This window comes from Paraburkholderia aromaticivorans, assembly GCF_002278075.1.
GTDB lineage: Bacteria > Pseudomonadota > Gammaproteobacteria > Burkholderiales > Burkholderiaceae > Paraburkholderia > Paraburkholderia aromaticivorans.
Window position 1 is genome coordinate 134,111 of sequence record NZ_CP022989.1, and the last position, 16,400, is coordinate 150,510.

General features: G+C 57.9%; 12 protein-coding genes. 4 read left to right on the forward strand and 8 right to left on the reverse strand.

From position 1 onward, the window contains the following. The first annotated feature begins 663 nt into the window (after positions 1-663). The gene (locus CJU94_RS00600; protein WP_095417107.1) at positions 664-2,436 is read left to right on the forward strand and encodes an EAL domain-containing protein; all 1,773 of its coding nucleotides are present in this window, start codon (positions 664-666) and stop codon (positions 2,434-2,436) included. A 116-nt stretch (positions 2,437-2,552) separates the two neighbouring features. Here the strand turns inward: CJU94_RS00600 and CJU94_RS00605 are convergent, their stop codons facing one another. The 3 genes from CJU94_RS00605 to CJU94_RS00615 all read right to left on the reverse strand — a co-directional run bounded on the left by CJU94_RS00605 (position 2,553) and on the right by CJU94_RS00615 (position 8,669). After that, complete coding sequence (locus CJU94_RS00605) at positions 2,553-5,765, reverse strand: sensor domain-containing protein (RefSeq protein ID WP_095417108.1); 3,213 nt, start codon at positions 5,763-5,765, stop codon at positions 2,553-2,555. Between the two features lie 536 nt (positions 5,766-6,301). Continuing rightward, positions 6,302-6,811 carry an arsenate reductase ArsC gene (locus CJU94_RS00610; RefSeq protein ID WP_095417109.1) on the reverse strand — a complete coding sequence of 170 codons (510 nt, stop codon included), beginning with the start codon at positions 6,809-6,811 and terminating at the stop codon, positions 6,302-6,304. A 688-nt stretch (positions 6,812-7,499) separates the two neighbouring features. Then, a complete protein-coding gene (locus tag CJU94_RS00615; protein WP_095417110.1) occupies positions 7,500-8,669 on the reverse strand; it encodes a GGDEF domain-containing protein in 1,170 nt (389 codons plus the stop codon). A gap of 848 nt (positions 8,670-9,517) precedes the next feature. Here CJU94_RS00615 and CJU94_RS00620 point away from each other — a divergent pair. Next, on the forward strand, positions 9,518-10,213 hold the full coding sequence (locus CJU94_RS00620; protein ID WP_095417111.1) for an HD-GYP domain-containing protein: 696 nt from the start codon (positions 9,518-9,520) through the stop codon (positions 10,211-10,213). 129 nt (positions 10,214-10,342) lie between these two features. On the opposite strand, the gene CJU94_RS00625 is transcribed toward CJU94_RS00620, so the two are convergent. The 5 genes from CJU94_RS00625 to CJU94_RS00645 all read right to left on the reverse strand — a co-directional run bounded on the left by CJU94_RS00625 (position 10,343) and on the right by CJU94_RS00645 (position 14,634). After that, complete coding sequence (locus tag CJU94_RS00625) at positions 10,343-11,134, reverse strand: EAL domain-containing protein (protein WP_095417112.1); 792 nt, start codon at positions 11,132-11,134, stop codon at positions 10,343-10,345. Between the two features lie 67 nt (positions 11,135-11,201). After that, positions 11,202-12,533, reverse strand: a complete 1,332-nt coding sequence (locus CJU94_RS00630; protein WP_244220977.1) for a sensor domain-containing diguanylate cyclase — start codon at positions 12,531-12,533, stop codon at positions 11,202-11,204. A 5-nt stretch (positions 12,534-12,538) separates the two neighbouring features. Beyond that, a complete protein-coding gene (locus CJU94_RS00635) occupies positions 12,539-12,910 on the reverse strand; it encodes a PAS domain-containing protein (protein ID WP_095417114.1) in 372 nt (123 codons plus the stop codon). A 143-nt stretch (positions 12,911-13,053) separates the two neighbouring features. Then, on the reverse strand, positions 13,054-13,737 hold the full coding sequence (locus CJU94_RS00640) for an EAL domain-containing protein (protein ID WP_095417115.1): 684 nt from the start codon (positions 13,735-13,737) through the stop codon (positions 13,054-13,056). Positions 13,738-13,887: 150 nt separating this feature from the next. After that, positions 13,888-14,634 (reverse strand): response regulator transcription factor, encoded by a 747-nt coding sequence (locus tag CJU94_RS00645; protein ID WP_095417116.1) that lies wholly within the window; start codon positions 14,632-14,634, stop codon positions 13,888-13,890. A gap of 303 nt (positions 14,635-14,937) precedes the next feature. On the opposite strand from CJU94_RS00645, the gene CJU94_RS40675 reads away from it, so the two are divergent. Together CJU94_RS40675 and CJU94_RS00650 are read left to right on the forward strand one after the other, a co-directional pair. After that, the gene (locus CJU94_RS40675) at positions 14,938-15,276 is read left to right on the forward strand and encodes a hypothetical protein (protein ID WP_157763695.1); all 339 of its coding nucleotides are present in this window, start codon (positions 14,938-14,940) and stop codon (positions 15,274-15,276) included. Beyond that, positions 15,276-15,899, forward strand: a complete 624-nt coding sequence (locus CJU94_RS00650; RefSeq protein ID WP_095417117.1) for a plasmid partitioning protein RepB C-terminal domain-containing protein — start codon at positions 15,276-15,278, stop codon at positions 15,897-15,899. The genes CJU94_RS40675 and CJU94_RS00650 overlap by 1 nt, the downstream gene beginning before the upstream one ends. Positions 15,900-16,400 lie beyond the last annotated feature (501 nt).

Consider the following 16,400-nt stretch of genomic DNA (forward strand, 5'->3'; position numbering starts at 1 on the left):
GCCACGGCTAACAATCTCGCGCTCATCGGCTATGACCGCATTGCGCGACGGGCATCCGCACAACATCCATGCCGCCGCTTGCACGCGCTTGGGCAAGATGACGACCGAACCTCGTCACGTGGAACTGGGTCATTGTCGTCCTCATTCTGACCGTCGGCGTGCTATGCCATTTGCGATAAAGCACCTTCAACGCGACACCGCCACTTCACATTCCCCGGCCAAATTAGATAAATATAGTGGCCAGCGCGAAAGCAATAGGAAATTTGAATTAAAGATAACGTTTACGCCTTTGCCTCAATCAACCTAGGACCCTGTTTAAATGCGCCGGAGTGCCGTTAAGCCGTATGAGAGGACATGGAGCGCAGTTTCGGACAATTTCGCAAACTGTTACGAGAAGCGAGATAGCCGCAAAGGCTTTCTCGCGCAGTGACCGCTCGTTGAGAGATTGGCGGCTTCCATCGTCGGGCCGCACGAGAAGCTCTCATCGGTGTTTCCAGGTGCGAGTCATCGGCGCAGTGCGGATATGCGAAAGTGCCGAGCACGTTGAAAGATGCCGACGAGGAATGCTCGTGTTACGCATCGACGATTATTGCGCAGCGACCTTAGCTCCGGACGTTAAAAAATCGCCACTTCCGGCCGGATGTACTTCGTTGGGTGGAAAAAATGACTGTATCGATTGCTGAGTGCATCAAAGGGCAGCTCCTCCGACCAGCCTTCCAGCCTATCGGGATGCTTGCGTCGGGTGACGTCATCGCGTTCGAGGCACTGCTTCGTGGTCCCGCCCAGTCAGCGCTGGAGAGTCCTGCTGCACTATTCGGACTTGCTCAGCGCGAAGGTTGTATGGTTCATCTGGAGCGTTTCGCCGCGCGCCTGTCCCTGACGGCGTTCAGTCAAGCTCAGTTGCCGGGCAAACTGTTCGTGAACTTCAGTGCGGCCGCCGTCCGGGAACTCGCCACCTGCCAGGAGGAAATACTGGTCTTTTTGCGGTCCCTGCAGTTCAGCCCTGACCGGATGGTCATCGAGCTGACAGGGCAGTCTGCCGTCGGCGACCTCCGGTCGCTCGGGTCGGCTGTTAGCGTTTTGCGCGAATCTGGATTGCAATTGGCTCTCGACGACTACGGCTCGGGTTTCTCGAACCTGGGTCTCTGGATTAGCCTGGAGCCAGACTACATTAAAATCGACAATTCAATTATTGGCGGAGCGAGGACTTCGCCTTTTCGTTTCGAGGCGCTGCGCTCTGTGTGCCAACTCGCGGAAGCGGGACGGGTGCAACTCATAGCAGAGGGTCTCGAAGACGCAGAAGACCTGATGGTCTGTCGTGACCTGCGCATCGAACATGGCCAGGGATTTTTTCTCGGCAGGCCGAATTTCCACCCGGTTGAGCGGCTCGAAGACGCTGCGCTTTCAGCAATTCATGACAGTGCGATAACGGTGTTTCCCGAGACCATGGTGGGGTCTCCGCGCGCGTTTTCCGCTAGCAAGCTTGTCATCGCCGCGCCAACGCTGTCGCCCGCGGCGACGAACGATGATGTCCTCGATGTGCTTACGAACTGTCCGGACCTGCACGCGATTGTCATTGCCGATGAAGGACGGCCGGTCGGACTGGTCAATCGACGCGCCTTTGTTAATGCCTACGCGCGTCCCTTCTACCGGGAAATTTTCGGCAGGAAGAGCTGCGCAGCGTTTGCCGACATGTCACCCGTGCTGGTCGAAAAAACCGCCACAATGCAGGAACTGGCTGAGCTGTTGACCGGCGACGACCAGCGTTACCTGGCGGAGGGACTGGTCGTCGTCGAAAACGGGCGATATGTCGGTCTTGCCACCGGGGAGGCGCTGGTACGCGCTGTCACGGAAGTTCGTATAGAAGCAGCGAGGTACGCTAATCCGCTGACGTCACTGCCGGGCAATATTCCAATCGACATGCACATCAAGCGCCTGGTAGAGCGCGGCGCACCATTTCATGCGTGCTATTGCGACCTGAACAATTTCAAGCCCTTCAACGACCAGTATGGGTACTGGAAGGGCGATGAAATGCTGAAGCTCGCGGCATCCATCCTCAGTGATGCATGTAATCCATGCCGGGATTTTCTCGGCCATGTGGGCGGCGATGACTTCCTCATTTTTTACCAGAGCGAGGATTGGGAAGTTCGGATTCGCGCCGCAATGCAGCGCTTCAATCAGAGTGCGCGACAACTTTATACGTCGGCCGATATCGAAGCGGGAGGAATACATGGGGAGGACCGTCACGGCGACGTGCGCTTTTATCCTTTCGTCACCATCGCCGTAGGCGTAGTGCCAGTTGCTGCGGACCTCGATATCGATAGCGATTCCATTGCTTCGCTTGCCGCAACAGCCAAACGCGCGGCAAAAAAATCGGTTGACAGTTTCTATGTCGCCGATTGTCCGCGAGAACCTGCTTGCTGCCCCTCCCTCTGACACGTTGGCCTTGCTGATGCCGGGCTCGTTCACGGTCATCGCAGGCGTATAAACCGTATAGACCGCTATTGTTAATCGCCCAGGCTATATCATCCCAGCAACAACAGATGGCGCTATCACGAATATAGGTCGGTTCCGTCAGGTGCCGTCGCGTCAGTTGCGTCGCGCAACGCTGGTCGCAGCATCTTCGCGATTTCAGCTTCAGGGACAGCTGGGCTGTACAGAAAACCCTGTCCTTCGAGGCAGCCATGCTCAACCAGAAAGCGTCGATGAACGTCCAGCTCCACGCCTTCCGCAACGACATCGAATTTCAGCGCGCGGGCGATGGCGATGACGGCAAGTGTCAACGCCTCGTATTCGGTGTCGCGACCGATTTCCTGAATGAACGCCCGGTCAATCTTGATGCGGTCGATACTGAAGCGTTTCAGGTAGCTCAAGCTCGAGTAACCGGTACCGAAGTCGTCAATTGCGATTTTTACCCCAAGCCGGCGCAGGTCCCGCAACACCCGCGCCACCGCGTCGGCATTGCGCATCAGCCCGCCTTCTGTCACTTCGAGCTCGAGCATTTCCGCAGGCCAGTCGGCCTCTTCCAGCGCCGAGCGAACGATGCTCAACAGGTCCGAGTGCTCCAGCTGAAGCGGCGAAACGTTTACCGATACCCGGATTGGCGCCAGCCCAGCGTCGCGCCATCGGCCGGCCTGCAGGCACGCTGTGCGCAACACCCATTCGCCGATGCCCTGAATCAATCCCGTTTCTTCGGCGACCGGAACGAATATGGCAGGTGATACGACGCCAAGCTCCTCGTCATGCCAACGCAGCAGCGCCTCGACACCCTGAACGCGGCCCGTCACCATGTCGATTTGGGGTTGATAGGCCACCTGCAGACCCTGATTCTTCACTGCACGCTTTAAACGACCCGAAAGCTGCAATTTCTCGGCGGCCGCGCGATTCAACTCCGGCTGGTAAAACTGGTAGCCATTGCGTCCGTTCGCCTTCGCCAGGTACATCGCCGCGTCCGCATTCCTTATCAACGTGTCGGCATCGTCACCATCCTGCGGATAGGTGCTGACGCCGATACTGGCTTCGACATACAACTCCTGCTCGCCCACATGAAAGGGCTCTCCTATTTCGACAATCAGTCCGTCAAGCATCGGTATGAGTTGTCCGTCCTTCGAAGGCTCGACAACGATGATGAACTCGTCTCCGCCGTAACGCGCGACCAGGTCACAGGAGCGCACCAGTCGCTGCAGGCGTTTCGCGACACACGCCAGAAGCGCGTCGCCTACCCGATGCCCGAGTGAATCATTGACCACCTTGAACCGGTCGAGGTCGAGGAAGAGCACCGATACCTGTCCATCGGTCCTGGTAGCGCGCCGAATCATCTCCGTCAGGTGTTCGTTCAGGTGGGTGCGGTTTGGAAGGTCAGTCAATGCATCGTACCGCGCCTGATGCTGCAGGCGGGTCTGATAATCGACCACCGCGGTGACGTCACTCATGACGCAAACATGGTGAGTGACCTCTCCGTTCCCGTCGCGCACTGGAGCGCCCAGGACATTGACCCAAAACCGCTCGCCACTCTTGCGCGTGCAGAACAGCGTGACGTTCGCGTCGGTGTTGCTGTCCATGGCCTGACGAATGCGTTCCCACTTCTGCGCCTCACCGTCCTTCCCAAAGAGCGTATTGCAGTCAGTGCCCGCGACGTCTGCCGGCGAATACCCGGTGATACGCTCGAAGGCTGGATTGGCAAAAGTGATGACATGACGGTCATTCAGCCGCTCTGCGATAATAATTCCGTTGATGCTCGCGTCTATCGCCCTCGCTTGCAGGCGCAGAGCCAAATCGGCATCGCGTCGGGCAGTGATGTTTTCGTAGGCGGTGAGCACGCCGGTGATGTTGCCGCTCTGGTCTTCCAGCGGCAGCTTGGTTTCTGAAATCCAGACTTCTGAACCATCGACGGCAACCGCTGCACGCTCAAAGTGCCTCTTTGTCAGTTCGCCACGCATCACGCGTACATCTTCGTCCCTTACCTCCTTTGGGTCATCTCCCCATCGCAAATCCCCGTCAGTCAGGCCAATCAGGGCGCTTCGGGATGGTAGCCCCGCGTCGCGCGCATAAATCTCGTTGCCACCAGCGTAGCGATGGTCTGCGTCCTTCCATGCGATGCCCTGCGGAATATGGTCGAGTACATACTCGAGGGTCTGCTTCGACTTGAACAGCTCTGACCTGGCCGTCGCCTCGGTGGTAACGTCCAACATGACCGCCATGGTGGACGGAGCACCTTCGAATTCCACGTTCAAATGGTGAACGTCCATCAAGCGACGTTCACCCGCTTTCGTCTGATACACCCACACGCCGATTGACTGAGCTTCGCCGTAGACCGCCTCGGGTTTCGATTCGCGAGTTTCTCTCAGGCGGGCGAGTTCATCTGCTGGACGCACATCCCGCATCGACATGGTGAAGAACTCGGATTCTGAATAGCCGAATGCACGTAGCGCGGCGGCATTGACAGCAACGATGCCCAGAGAGGCATTGTCAAATATCCAGATAGGCAACGGATGTTCGTCAAAGAACCGCTGGTACTTCGCCCGAGCCCTATCGGCGGAGTGCAGGGCCGCTCTTAACCGGTCCGAGATAAGCGAGTTCCAGCGCATGAGCGCAAGCAGCAGGACGGCCGCCGTCGCACCGCAGACCAGCACAGCATCGGCGACCCATTTGGCGTCCGAGGATGACTTACCGACAGTGGAACTGATAGCGGTGTCAGCCTCCATCCTCGCATCAACGACCTCTTCGAGAACGCTGTAGAAGTAGGCGTCAATTTCGCTCAGTGCGGGGTCGGTCAACCCGACACTCCCCGGATGCAATGTCGCCCGTATCGCAAGCGCATTGCTATGCCTCGCCAGCGTTCGAATCATCCTGTCCAGGTCGTCGAGCCGGGAGAGGCACGCATCGCTCCGGCGGCACCCTCCGCGCGCGTCGCCTGTCAGGTCGAGTAGCGCCGTCAGCGGGAAGATATAGGCCGCCCGCCTGTAGAACGCACGAGTCCCGACCAGTGTGTAAAGCTGACCATGTTCATCGAGCATCATCTGCTGGACCTGGTCGAGGTCCTGCTTCAGACGCCCCGAAGCTTGCAGCGTTCGCAGCGAGTTGTCCTGCTCGCGCGTCTGGCGCATCGCCAGAAACGTGCTCAACGCAATCGCCGAAAGGATGATGGTGACCACGACGAATGTGATTGCCCTACGGACAGCCTTTCCGCTCAGGATGTCCCCTCCGGGCCAGGCACCTTGGCTTTGCCCCACCGTCTGACGGCTACCCGCCTGATTCACTTTCATCTTCACCCTACATTGTCCCGATTACGTCGCCCCACCGGGATAATGACGTTAATCACAGAATTCTTCCGCGCCAGGCGCAGGTAGCTGCCCTGTTCTCAGCTCACGTGGGCTGGCACCTCCAACAGGCCGCATGGGCGCGGTAACGCGGGAAGAGACTGGCGCTTGGCGCCCTTGGATTGCCCGGGAGTTTCCCGGCAAGTCGACCGTGCTAGGAAAGTCCGACCGCGCACTCGCGCACGACCTTCCCCCATCATGTTCGAAAGACCCGAAAGGCGCGAATACTCACCGCTGCTGGGGACGATGGCGTTCGCTCGCCATAGCGCTGGTTTCCGCTCCGAATACCCGCCGCGGGAGCCACCACCTGGAAGCATTCCCCACGACCTGCTTATGGTCACCACTGCGCCCCCCTGCGCTCGCTGCAAGCGTTTGGCGCAACATGTTGCCGTGACGTAGACGGCCACGCACCTCAAGGTTCAAACGATGGTCCGCGAGAAGGACTGCACAGTGAAAATCTGAAGTGCGCCGGCAGTAACCGGCTAACCGTCGCACGCGACCTCGTTTCCGCAGGAGTCAGGGTTGACGGCCGTTACAGGCTCCGGCGCGCCCGCGTATCCCGGCAATTCCATGAAGAGCGTGACACGGCGCAAAATTTGCCAGAAAACCGTTTCGAACGAGCGCGCACACTCGGCCTGAGTCATACCTTCCGCGAGCGGGTCTGCAAAATTCCACCTGAAAAAGGGCGGCGCACCCGGAAACACGGGCGCGTGATATTCCTCTACACAGCCATCCATGGCGATGACAAGGTCCATCTGCGGCGCCCACTCGCTCGTGAATTCAAGCCAGCTTTTTGGACTAAGCCGCTCGAGGTCGGAGATGCCAGCACGCAGTTGCGGCAGGGCCAGTGGATGAACGCGCGCTGCCGGCTCGGCCCCGGCGCTGAATGCTTCGAACCGGTGGCCTGCCAGTTCGCGCAGCAGTGCCTCGGCGATGATGCTGCGTGCGGAATTCCCCCGGCAGAGAAACAGCACCCTATATGTTCTGGTCACGCACCTACCCCATTACGTACATCCTGATTTTGTCCGGAATTCTGCCGGGCCAGTCTTGCACTTCCGTGACAGCACAAAAGAGCGGAGACGGAATTCGCATCAAAAGGCGGGGAAATTGCTTCCGGGCTGCGTGGTGTCGTGTCACCCGAGAACCGAACATGACGCCATGCGCCTGCCCAGCAGTCGTTGCTTGCTGACCGAAGCGAGTTTGCTGCCGTCCTGCGGCACTCGCGTAGCCCGTCAACGCAGCAGCCTCACGGAAAGATAGGTCAGACCCGTGAGCTAAAAAGACCTCCATCCACTTATGGCTTTGTGTCTTAAAGGGCTCTTCATGTCGATGAAGAAGTAAAAAGACATCTAGCGAATGATGTTTTAACTTTTACCGAGGCTTATTTCAGGTCCCCGGCACTACTCCCAGCGCCGCACCACCGCTCTCCTCAAAAGCGCGGCCGGGCGCAGGTCAGCATGTCCCTGTATTCCCGACGCGGCATCCCGACCGCCTGAGCAAGCCCCATTTCGGGCCGTCCTTCGCAGAGAGTGCGCATTCAGTTGTACGCCTACGTTGCCTAAACTAGCGGGAAATACAGCAGGCGTTCTGCGAGCAAGCAATGGGGAAGAACGAATAGAAATTCAGCGATTCTCATGCAGGTCCGTCAGTTCGCTCATTCGTGCTCCCGCCGTGGGCATCTTAAGCGCGTTGACTGTCAGCCAACCGCGTACCGACAACGCAATTCCGACCCATGGCTTTTGCGGTGTATAGCGCGGCATCCGCTTTTCCCATCATGTTGGCCAACGTGTCGCCTTCCTGGTACTCCTCGACGCCGGCACTGAAGGTGTAGATGACTTCGCCTGACGCAACAGCGAGACGTGATGCTGCGATACGGACGCGAAGTTGGTCTATCAGACGAAAGGTGTCGACCTGCCCGGTGGACTGAGACAGGACAGCGAATTCCTCTCCGCCGAGGCGGCCGAAGACATCCCCGCTGCGCAAGCCGCTTGATACTGTGGAAGCGAAATGCGCAAGTACCTGGTCGCCGCCGGCATGCCCGTGCTCGTCATTGATTGCCTTGAACTTGTCGAGGTCCAGAATTGCAATAGACAGCCGCAACCTCGAATTCCTGGCCTCATCCAGCAATGACTCGGCCTGGGCAAGGAAAGCACGGCGCACAAGCGCGCCGGTCAGCCCGTCGACGTTTGCCAGGCGCTCCATCCGCTCAGCCATCCGGTCGTGAGCAAGCATGACGACGCCAATCGAAAGACATGGCAGCGCTAATATGGCAAGACCGAGGAATGCAATGTTTATCGGCGTCGGCGCCAGAAAGGTAGTCTGATGCTCCCACCCCACTACACAGGCGATACTGCGTGATGCGTGGACAGCCGCACCGAGGAATGCCGCACCCGACAAAAACTGATAGCAATATTTCGGTCTGCCCGGCGGCCGCAACCTGAACACAGTCCAGCCGATGGCGAGACGGGCATACGCAAGAAACGCCGATAGCAAAGCAATTCTGGCGTTGACGTTTGGCGACAGGTATCCCCAATAGACAATCCCAAGCAGCAAGGCGCAGTACGCGACGTACTCCAACGAACGCGAAGGCCGAAGACCAAAAAACTCGCGACAGCCCTGCAACATCATGAGCGCCGCAGCTCCGAGCAATGCGCTCGCGACAACGATAACCGGTGCTGCAGGGGCGGGCGCTTGCAGTGCGAGGAGGACGAGCGCTGCGACTACGACGGCGTTTGCGCAAATCCAGCGCCGCAACCCTTGTATCTGTGCGTGCAGCAGCGAACCAAACACCGCCGTGCTCACCAAACTGGACATGATTGCGACAACCAGGAGGGTGACGGGGCTGAACATACCTATTGGCGCGAAGTCGAAACTTACAGGGATATGGATTAGCTGGCACCAGAGCGCGTGGCCATGTTGAAGCGCCCTTGGGGGGTTATCTTGAGTCGCAGAGCACGGGCTCCCGTATGCGTTAACGGCAGGCGGCTGGCGTTCTTGAATTCTCCGCGGATTTCCATATCGGCGCACAGACTCCCCGCGGGGTGAAACCTCATAGATACGGGCATCGTCTGCAGCACATTAGCCGCCAACGCTCTTTAGCGTATGGCAGCTTCAAAATCGACGAAATGTCACATTGGAAAGAGCGGCGCAGTTGCCTTCACAAACCTCGGAACGAAGTGGGTCGCTGCGATAGTATCGAATGACGCTCACCGTCGGGAAAGATTTCCTGAGACCCCAGCGAAGCGGGGACGACATCCGAAAAATCACCGCCAGCGGCCAGCGATGCCAGGCGTGCGACCCCAAGTGCGGCTATGCACTGAGTGTCGGGCGGCCGGCATATCGGCACTCCATCCGTGACCCGTTCGCGAAATTCGCCATGACCTTCGGTTCGCAATTCGCACGAGGTCACCCCCCCAAGCTTGCCAGGGCGGTCATAAAATATATGCGAAAGATTTTCCATGATTATCCAGAATTAGCGATGGCCTCCTCTTGGAACCCCACCACTACGAGCGTAAAATGCCGGCCATTAAAGTCAAAGTGTCGGCGACTGCAGTCTGACCTTAATAGCGCCCGGCAGGAACGTCGCCCTTTATGCGAGCCCTGCGCTCAAGTCTTCAGAACATGTATGGCAAAGTCTCGCTGAATTGCCAGTCCGGTTTGATGATTGTCGCCAACGCTTGTCGAATTAAAGTTCAGTCGTGAATGTGAAATACCCCGTCGTGGTAACGCTAGCAAGCCTGACTCTCGCTGGCTGCGCGCGCTACCCCCAAGCTGCCGGTCATCTTATTCGAACCGCCTTCATCGCAGACTGCCTTGCGGATTTGGTGGGCCGGGATGCCATCGAACGGAAACGCATACGCCTGGTTACGCCCGTACATGACATCGGGAAGCTTGGCATCCCGGACAAAGTATTGCTAAAGCCCGGAAAGTTAAACGGCGAGGAGCGGAGCATCATAGAGCGCCATTCGGCCATCGGCGCTGACCTTCTTGCTGGCAGTTCGGACCCGCTCATTCAGCTTGCCTCGCAGGTGGCGCGCCACCGCCATGAGCGATTCGATGGCAGTGGATACCCGAGCGGCCTGGTGGGAGCCAACATACCATTGGCCGCCCGAATCGTGGCAGTCGCCGATGCCTTCGATGCGATGACGGAGCCAAGGGTGTACCGCACGAAGATGACTGACGATGACGCCAATGCAGTAATTACTGCGGGTAGCGGCACACATTTCGACCCGCTCGTGGTCAGGATGTTCCTCGCGGGTTTCTCGTCGGTCCAACGGGCGCGTGCTGCTGCCAACAAAATACTCGCTCTTGAAAATGACGTCGCTGTCGTCACAAAATTCTTCGGCGTAGCCCGCTCCGCATCAAGCTCGATGTCGCACCCAAGCGAAACTTGAACAGTTCCACACCAACCTCATGCACGGAACAGCGCAACCGCAGGAGACGGGCTCGGCAAGGATGCTCGCCGCACCAGGAAGCCGCGTCAAGGTGTTCGTACGCCAGCGGCTACTTGACCATATTCACAGTTACGGAAAATACGCGGCCGTATCGATTTGCGGAATCGATTTGAAACCCGGTTTCGCGAAGAAGTAACCTTGCATCAGGCTGACGCCATGTGCAACGAAGAAGTCACGCTCCCCTTTGGTTTCGATGCCCTCCGCGACCACGCGGATGCCGAGGTCGTCACATATTGATATCACGCCACGTACGATGCGCTGACGCACCGAGTCATTGTCGATGCCGCGGAGGAGTTCCATGTCGAGCTTGATAATGTCTGGCTGGAAATCCACGAGGAGCGCGAGCCCCGAGTAACCGGCTCCAAAATCATCAATTGCTGTCAGGAAACCAAATTTCTTGTATGCCCTGAAAATCTCGACGAGATGAGAACGGTCGGCCAGATGTTCTCCCTCGACTGTCTCGAATATAATCTTTTCGATTGGGAAGCCATGCTTCTGCGCAGCGTCCAGGGTGCTCCTTATGCACACCTCTGGCCTATAGACCGCGTTGGGCATGAAATTGATGGAGAGAAACGCGTCAAGACCTAGCGCGGCGGCACTCGCGATAGCAACCTGCCGGCAATGCTGGTCGAACTGATACTTCTTCGCGTCATCGATTTGCGATAGCACCGAATGAGCGGATTCCCCGTGCGCACCACGCACGAGCGCCTCGTATGCAAACGCGGCCTTGGCGCTCACATCGACGATGGGCTGAAATGCGAAATCAATCTCGACAGGCAACGGCGTTGCGTCCCTGCACCCGGAACATTTTTGCGATTGTCCGTTACTCCCGTCGTGGCTATGAATCTTCAACGAATCCATCTCTGTCTAACGCCGCCAATGTTTGCTGGTTGGGATTGCGACCGTTTTCCCCGTCGCCGGGCATCGGTCAGTTTTGACCCGCACTATCTTCTTCGCAGGTGGAAGAGGAAACCGCCGTTGAATCCAGCATCTCGCCGCGCACGCAGTTTCGCCCAGCTCTTTTCGCCTCATAAAGTGCGCGGTCAGCAGCGGCTAGCAGGCTCTGCAGCGTCGGGTTTGCGTGGCTTAGGGTTGCGACGCCAAGACTAACCGTCGTCTTCAATTTCCCGACCGCTGTGTCGATTCGTGCTCGCTCGACCGCAATGCGCAATCGCTCAGCGACCGCCACTGCCTCGCTGGTCGTCGTAGACGGCAGCATAAGAATGAACTCCTCACCTCCGAGCCTCGCCACAGTGTCGGATGTCCGTAACAGTCCCTTCGCCTCGCCAGCGATGCGTTTCAAAACCTCGTCACCCGCTTGATGCCCTGCCGTGTCGTTGATACGCTTGAAGTAATCCGCGTCCAGCATAACAACCGACAATGCACGGCCATGCCGTTCGGCACGTGCCACCTCGGCCTCCGCAATTTCAAAAAAGTGGGCTCGGCTCGATACGCCAGTCAGATGGTCGGTCGTAAGCAGGCGCGCAAGGTTATCGCTGTTTACCTTGCGCTCCGTCACGTCTCTCAGAACGACCGAATACCCCGCTATCTCCCCTTCCTCTTCGCGCAGCACCGCGACGAGAACCTGCCCCCAGTAGCGTCGACCGCCCCTGGTTTCACACCAGAACTCCTCTACATGCCAACCCTCGTCACGCGTTAGCGCGATATGCTCCGGTGAGCGGTGCGATACGTGCTCGTCGCGGGCATAAAAGCACGAGAGTGTGTGCCCGACGACGTCGGTCTCGCCAAATCCCGTCAGGCGTTCAACCGATGGATTCCAGCTTTCAATACGCCCTTGCGCATCAAGCGAGAAGAAAGCAAAGTCGTTGACGCTCGTGTAGATTCCGGCCAGCCACGATTCTGTTTGCCGCGCTCTTCTCTCGGCCGCAACCTGCCGGGAAATGTCCGTCAGCACCGTCATCAGCAGATTCTCACCCACCTTGATGATGGAACAGGCGAGCACGACCGCCCCCTCATTGGCCGGCGTCACAAACACCCGGTGGTTTTCACACACTGCCCCCCGCTCGCCCTCAAAGCTGGCCGCCAGGTTGCGCAGCTCCGGCGCCACTGACGCCAGGCTATCGAAAATATTCTCGATACCGCCGCCTTTTACCAGAGGCATGAGAAGCTGCGCGGCAAGGGGGTTCATCATGTCCACGAGACCCGCCTGGTCGCTGCGGATAATCCCGACCGGGGACAGGTACATGAACGAGAGTAACGCCTCGTATTCGGACTCGAGGTCGTTCGTGTCTGGATTCACCGCGTTCAATGGGCCGCCTTTCGCTCAATCAGGACAAACCGCGTCGCGCAGTCCGGCGCTTTCAGCAGCCTGAGCCGCACCGGGGTCGGGCGCATGCGCAAGGTCAAAACGTAGGGAACAATATCGTCAATTGCCTCCTCGTCTTCGAAGCGCTGCGCCACCATGAAATTATTCATGCACGGGGCCACCTCTTCGAAGAAATGTTTCCCTAATACTCGCTGCGCCCGCAATCCGGCGTTCTTCGATTCGGTCGCGTTATAGACCGTGACAAGTGCATCCGAGGTAAATCCGATGACGCCAAATGGGACCCCGTCTAACCGGTCCGTGCCCAGTATGGCCAGTTCTGCTATCCGCACAGCTTCGAATTCGTTGTCCACGCTCTGTCCTATACCCGGTTCCGCCACACAAACGTACCCTGCCCAAACATCAGGCCAACCACCCTGTCACGCCATGACCTGCAAATCGAGGAAGACCTTCAATCACGATGACTTTGCGCGATATACCGCTTATCGACCGATTACTATAAAACTTTAGCAGCGGAGCGATTGATACGTTCCAGAATATCCGAAGCGGGGCCTGAACGTCCGAGCAGATACCCCTGCACCTTGTCGCACTGCGATGCTTTCAGCATGTCGAGCTGCTGCTGCGTTTCCACGCCTTCTGCTACCACCGACATACCGAGTTTATGAGCTAGGTCGATAACTCCTTCGACGACCGTCTTTGCCGAACTGTCGTCAGCGATGTCGTCGATGAATGATTTGTCCAGCTTGAGGATATCCGGGCTGAATCTTATCAGGTACCTGAGGCTCGAATATCCGGTGCCGAAATCATCAATCGCTATCTTGATACCCAACGCTCGAATCGCTCCAAGGACGTGCTGAACATCTTCAAAGTTATCAATCAGCGCGGATTCCGTTATCTCAATGACCACTTTCGACGCATTAACGCCACGTTTTTTGGTGGCGAGCGCGAGTGTTGGCACAAGCCGCGAATCACGCAATTGGGTCGCCGACACGTTAGTCGACATCGTAATTGGTCCGGCATCTGCCTCGGTGAGTTCACTCAACGCGTTCAAAGTTTCGCGCACAATCCAGTGTCCAACGTCGATGACGAGCCCACTCTCTTCAAGGACTGGGATAAACAGGTCGGGATAAATGAGCCCCCTGCTTTGTTCGGGTGCGAGCGCCTGCCTGCGGGCTGCCACCGCGCAACCGGTAGGGCTTTAGCGGCACATGCAATTTCGGCACGGCTGACGCACGAGCCGACGTCACTGGAGAAACACCATGGAAATGCTGATGATTGAATTTCTGTTCGCGCGCGACGCATGGGCGTTGACCGTGAACCAGAGCACAACCTACGAAACGACTCTTTCCTGATGGCCCTGTTCGCCGTGCTCCGCCACTGCGGCAGTCTGCCGGGTCCTTAATCTGCACGTCACGTCCGCTGAGTTCGTCACTAACCGATACCCCGCTCCGTTGCGCGTCTCGATGCGCTGAGTGCCGAGCTTCTTTCGCAGGCTATGCACATGTACCTGGATTGCATTGCTCTGGACCTCTTCTCCCCAGCCGTAGATTTTCTCTTCAAGATAAGCAGCGGAAAAAAAGCGGTTAGGCTCCGTGAAGAAGATGCGCAATATTGCGTACTCTCTGGTCTTTAAAGCGATAGGCGCATCATCAGCCCACACACTGCATGAAGCATCGTCGAGCGTCAGCGTGCCATAAGACACGACGGACCGAAGTTGTCCGATGCGCCGCCGCATAAGTGCGCGAATCCGCGCTGTAAGTTCAGTTATATCGACGGGCTTTTCGAGGCAGGCATCGGCACCCGCCTCAAATGCGAGGGTCCGCTCCGCAACGGAATGCTGCGAACTGAAAGCCACAACGCTTGCCGCACTGCCGCCGGAACGATATTCCTTGAGGATTGAAAGGCTGCCAAGGTCGCCATCGATTCCGAAAAGAATCAAATCATAAATGTCATTTTCGAGCGCGAGTGCGGCGTGCCGACTGCTGCTAACCCGGTCGACAGCGTAACTTCGCGCCCGCAAAGCCTCCCGCAAAACTTCAGCGAACGCGTTGTCGTGCTCATATATCAATACACGCATAGGTCAACCCGTATTCACGTACCTTTGCTCCGCGTGTGCCCGCCCCTCAACCGGCAGGACCACGCCCAGGTTGGAATCGAGGCATCAATGGAATGCAAGTGTACTTAAACCTGACCACTTTCGCAGCGAATCGGGCAAGTATCCCCGAGTAGCTCAGAAAGTATTGATACGCGAGGAAGTCCACCGGTACGGCCAGGCATATTTCAAAGCCTATCAGCAATCAAATCTGACACCCTTGCTTGACATCGCTGAGCGCGTCCCCCTGGAAACATTGGGACGCACGACATCCTGTTGGAGAGTTTCTTGATGCGCCCGCGCCGACCAGACATCAGTCCCTCTGGAATTGAGCCAAACCTGCACCGGCAAAATGGCGAATCAAAACCAGCAGGGGTCAACCTGAACGTCGTCGTGCCGGTAGAAAAGCGACACCGGAGGAACGGGGCCAAAGACGTTCTCAAGCTGGAGCGTGCGCGACAGCGAACTGCAATCGGACATATGCAGGCGACGCGCGGCGAGATGGCTCTGACGACAAAGGTCCTGCTGGAGCTGCTGTCGGACCCCGCCTTCGTGGCGCTGTTACGTGCCGAGGGGTCTACCTCGATACCGAAGCTCCTTCATCAACGACTCGTGGAGCGGCGCTAATGACGCAAGCCCAACCTGCGAGATTCATACGTCGTTCAAACGCGGCTCAAGCCGCGTGCGAAAGACCGCTAGGAATCTGTGCGGAAGCGTTCGCCCTGGTCGTCGGGCAAACGCTTCCGAAGCGGACAGTCGCAGCGCTCGCAAGGATGACTCCGGCGCGTCAGGTTGCAGCTGCCCGGACGATGGTCGCAATGGATAACCTCAGCGGAGATTTCGCTAGGGCCCTACTGGCAGCGACGCCATCAAGCGAGAGGGTCGATGATGCTCGGGGGCGACAGTCTCACCCCGATTGCGCAACCCGACTGGCCAGGATGGAACGGAGGCTCATTCAGATGCAACTCGAAGCGGCAGAGCTGCGCTGGCAATACGACGATGACCTGTTTCATCTGGCGCTTGCCGCCAGTTACGTTCGGGGCTGGATGCGGAACGAGGTGGTTACAACTTGGCTCTACTCGCACCATCCGGAGTTCGCCATTGTGCTCGACCGCCTAGCGAAGGCGGCAGACTTTGCAATCGAGCCAGGGCGCCCAATGCGGCTTCCTTACTCGCCAGCTGCTAGCCCGGCAATATCGCGCAAAGACAAATCAGGTAGACGCTCATCGGCAGGCATCCCGACCCGTTAAGACCACCGCGTACCAACAAGGTAGGTCAAGCAGTGCTGGTAGATGGTCCGCGCTGTTTCCGACCGGAAGTCCAGCCTCAAGTTCTCACAAAACAGCATGGTAAACGTCTGTCGCGAAAAAGCGGACAGCGGTGCCGCCTCCAACTGTCGGACCAGTTCCAGAGCGCGACTCGACAGCATGACCCGCTGCATGACATCAGCGCCCCCCATTTGTGTTTAACCACAAGGTCGTGGACTCCACGACGTGGTCGGGCGAAAGCCAGTGACCCGTCAATTGTTTCGCGAGCAGGTGCGACGAAACAAGATAGGCAAGCAGTTCGGCTCGCGCCCGTAGGTCGAGGTTGAGTGGATTCGTCACGCTTAAACGCAGTCAGTAGACTCAACGGGGATGATACAGCGGTCAAGGCCAGTGGCAGCTCCTCCGGCTGTGACTGGTCCGTACGGCGGCAAAGAACAGTGAACTTGGTTCGGCCAGTGTCGACCACTGCGACCAAAGTAAGGC

Excerpts from the sequence above, each read along its gene's own strand:
- CJU94_RS00645 (WP_095417116.1), bottom strand. The coding sequence starts at position 14,634 with ATGCGTGTATTGATATATGAGCACGACAACGCGTTCGCTGAAGTTTTG.
- CJU94_RS00600 (WP_095417107.1), top strand. The coding sequence starts at position 664 with ATGACTGTATCGATTGCTGAGTGCATCAAAGGGCAGCTCCTCCGACCA.
- CJU94_RS00615 (WP_095417110.1), bottom strand. The coding sequence starts at position 8,669 with ATGTTCAGCCCCGTCACCCTCCTGGTTGTCGCAATCATGTCCAGTTTG.
- CJU94_RS00625 (WP_095417112.1), bottom strand. The coding sequence starts at position 11,134 with ATGGATTCGTTGAAGATTCATAGCCACGACGGGAGTAACGGACAATCG.
- CJU94_RS00605 (WP_095417108.1), bottom strand. The coding sequence starts at position 5,765 with ATGAAAGTGAATCAGGCGGGTAGCCGTCAGACGGTGGGGCAAAGCCAA.
- CJU94_RS00650 (WP_095417117.1), top strand. The coding sequence starts at position 15,276 with ATGACGCAAGCCCAACCTGCGAGATTCATACGTCGTTCAAACGCGGCT.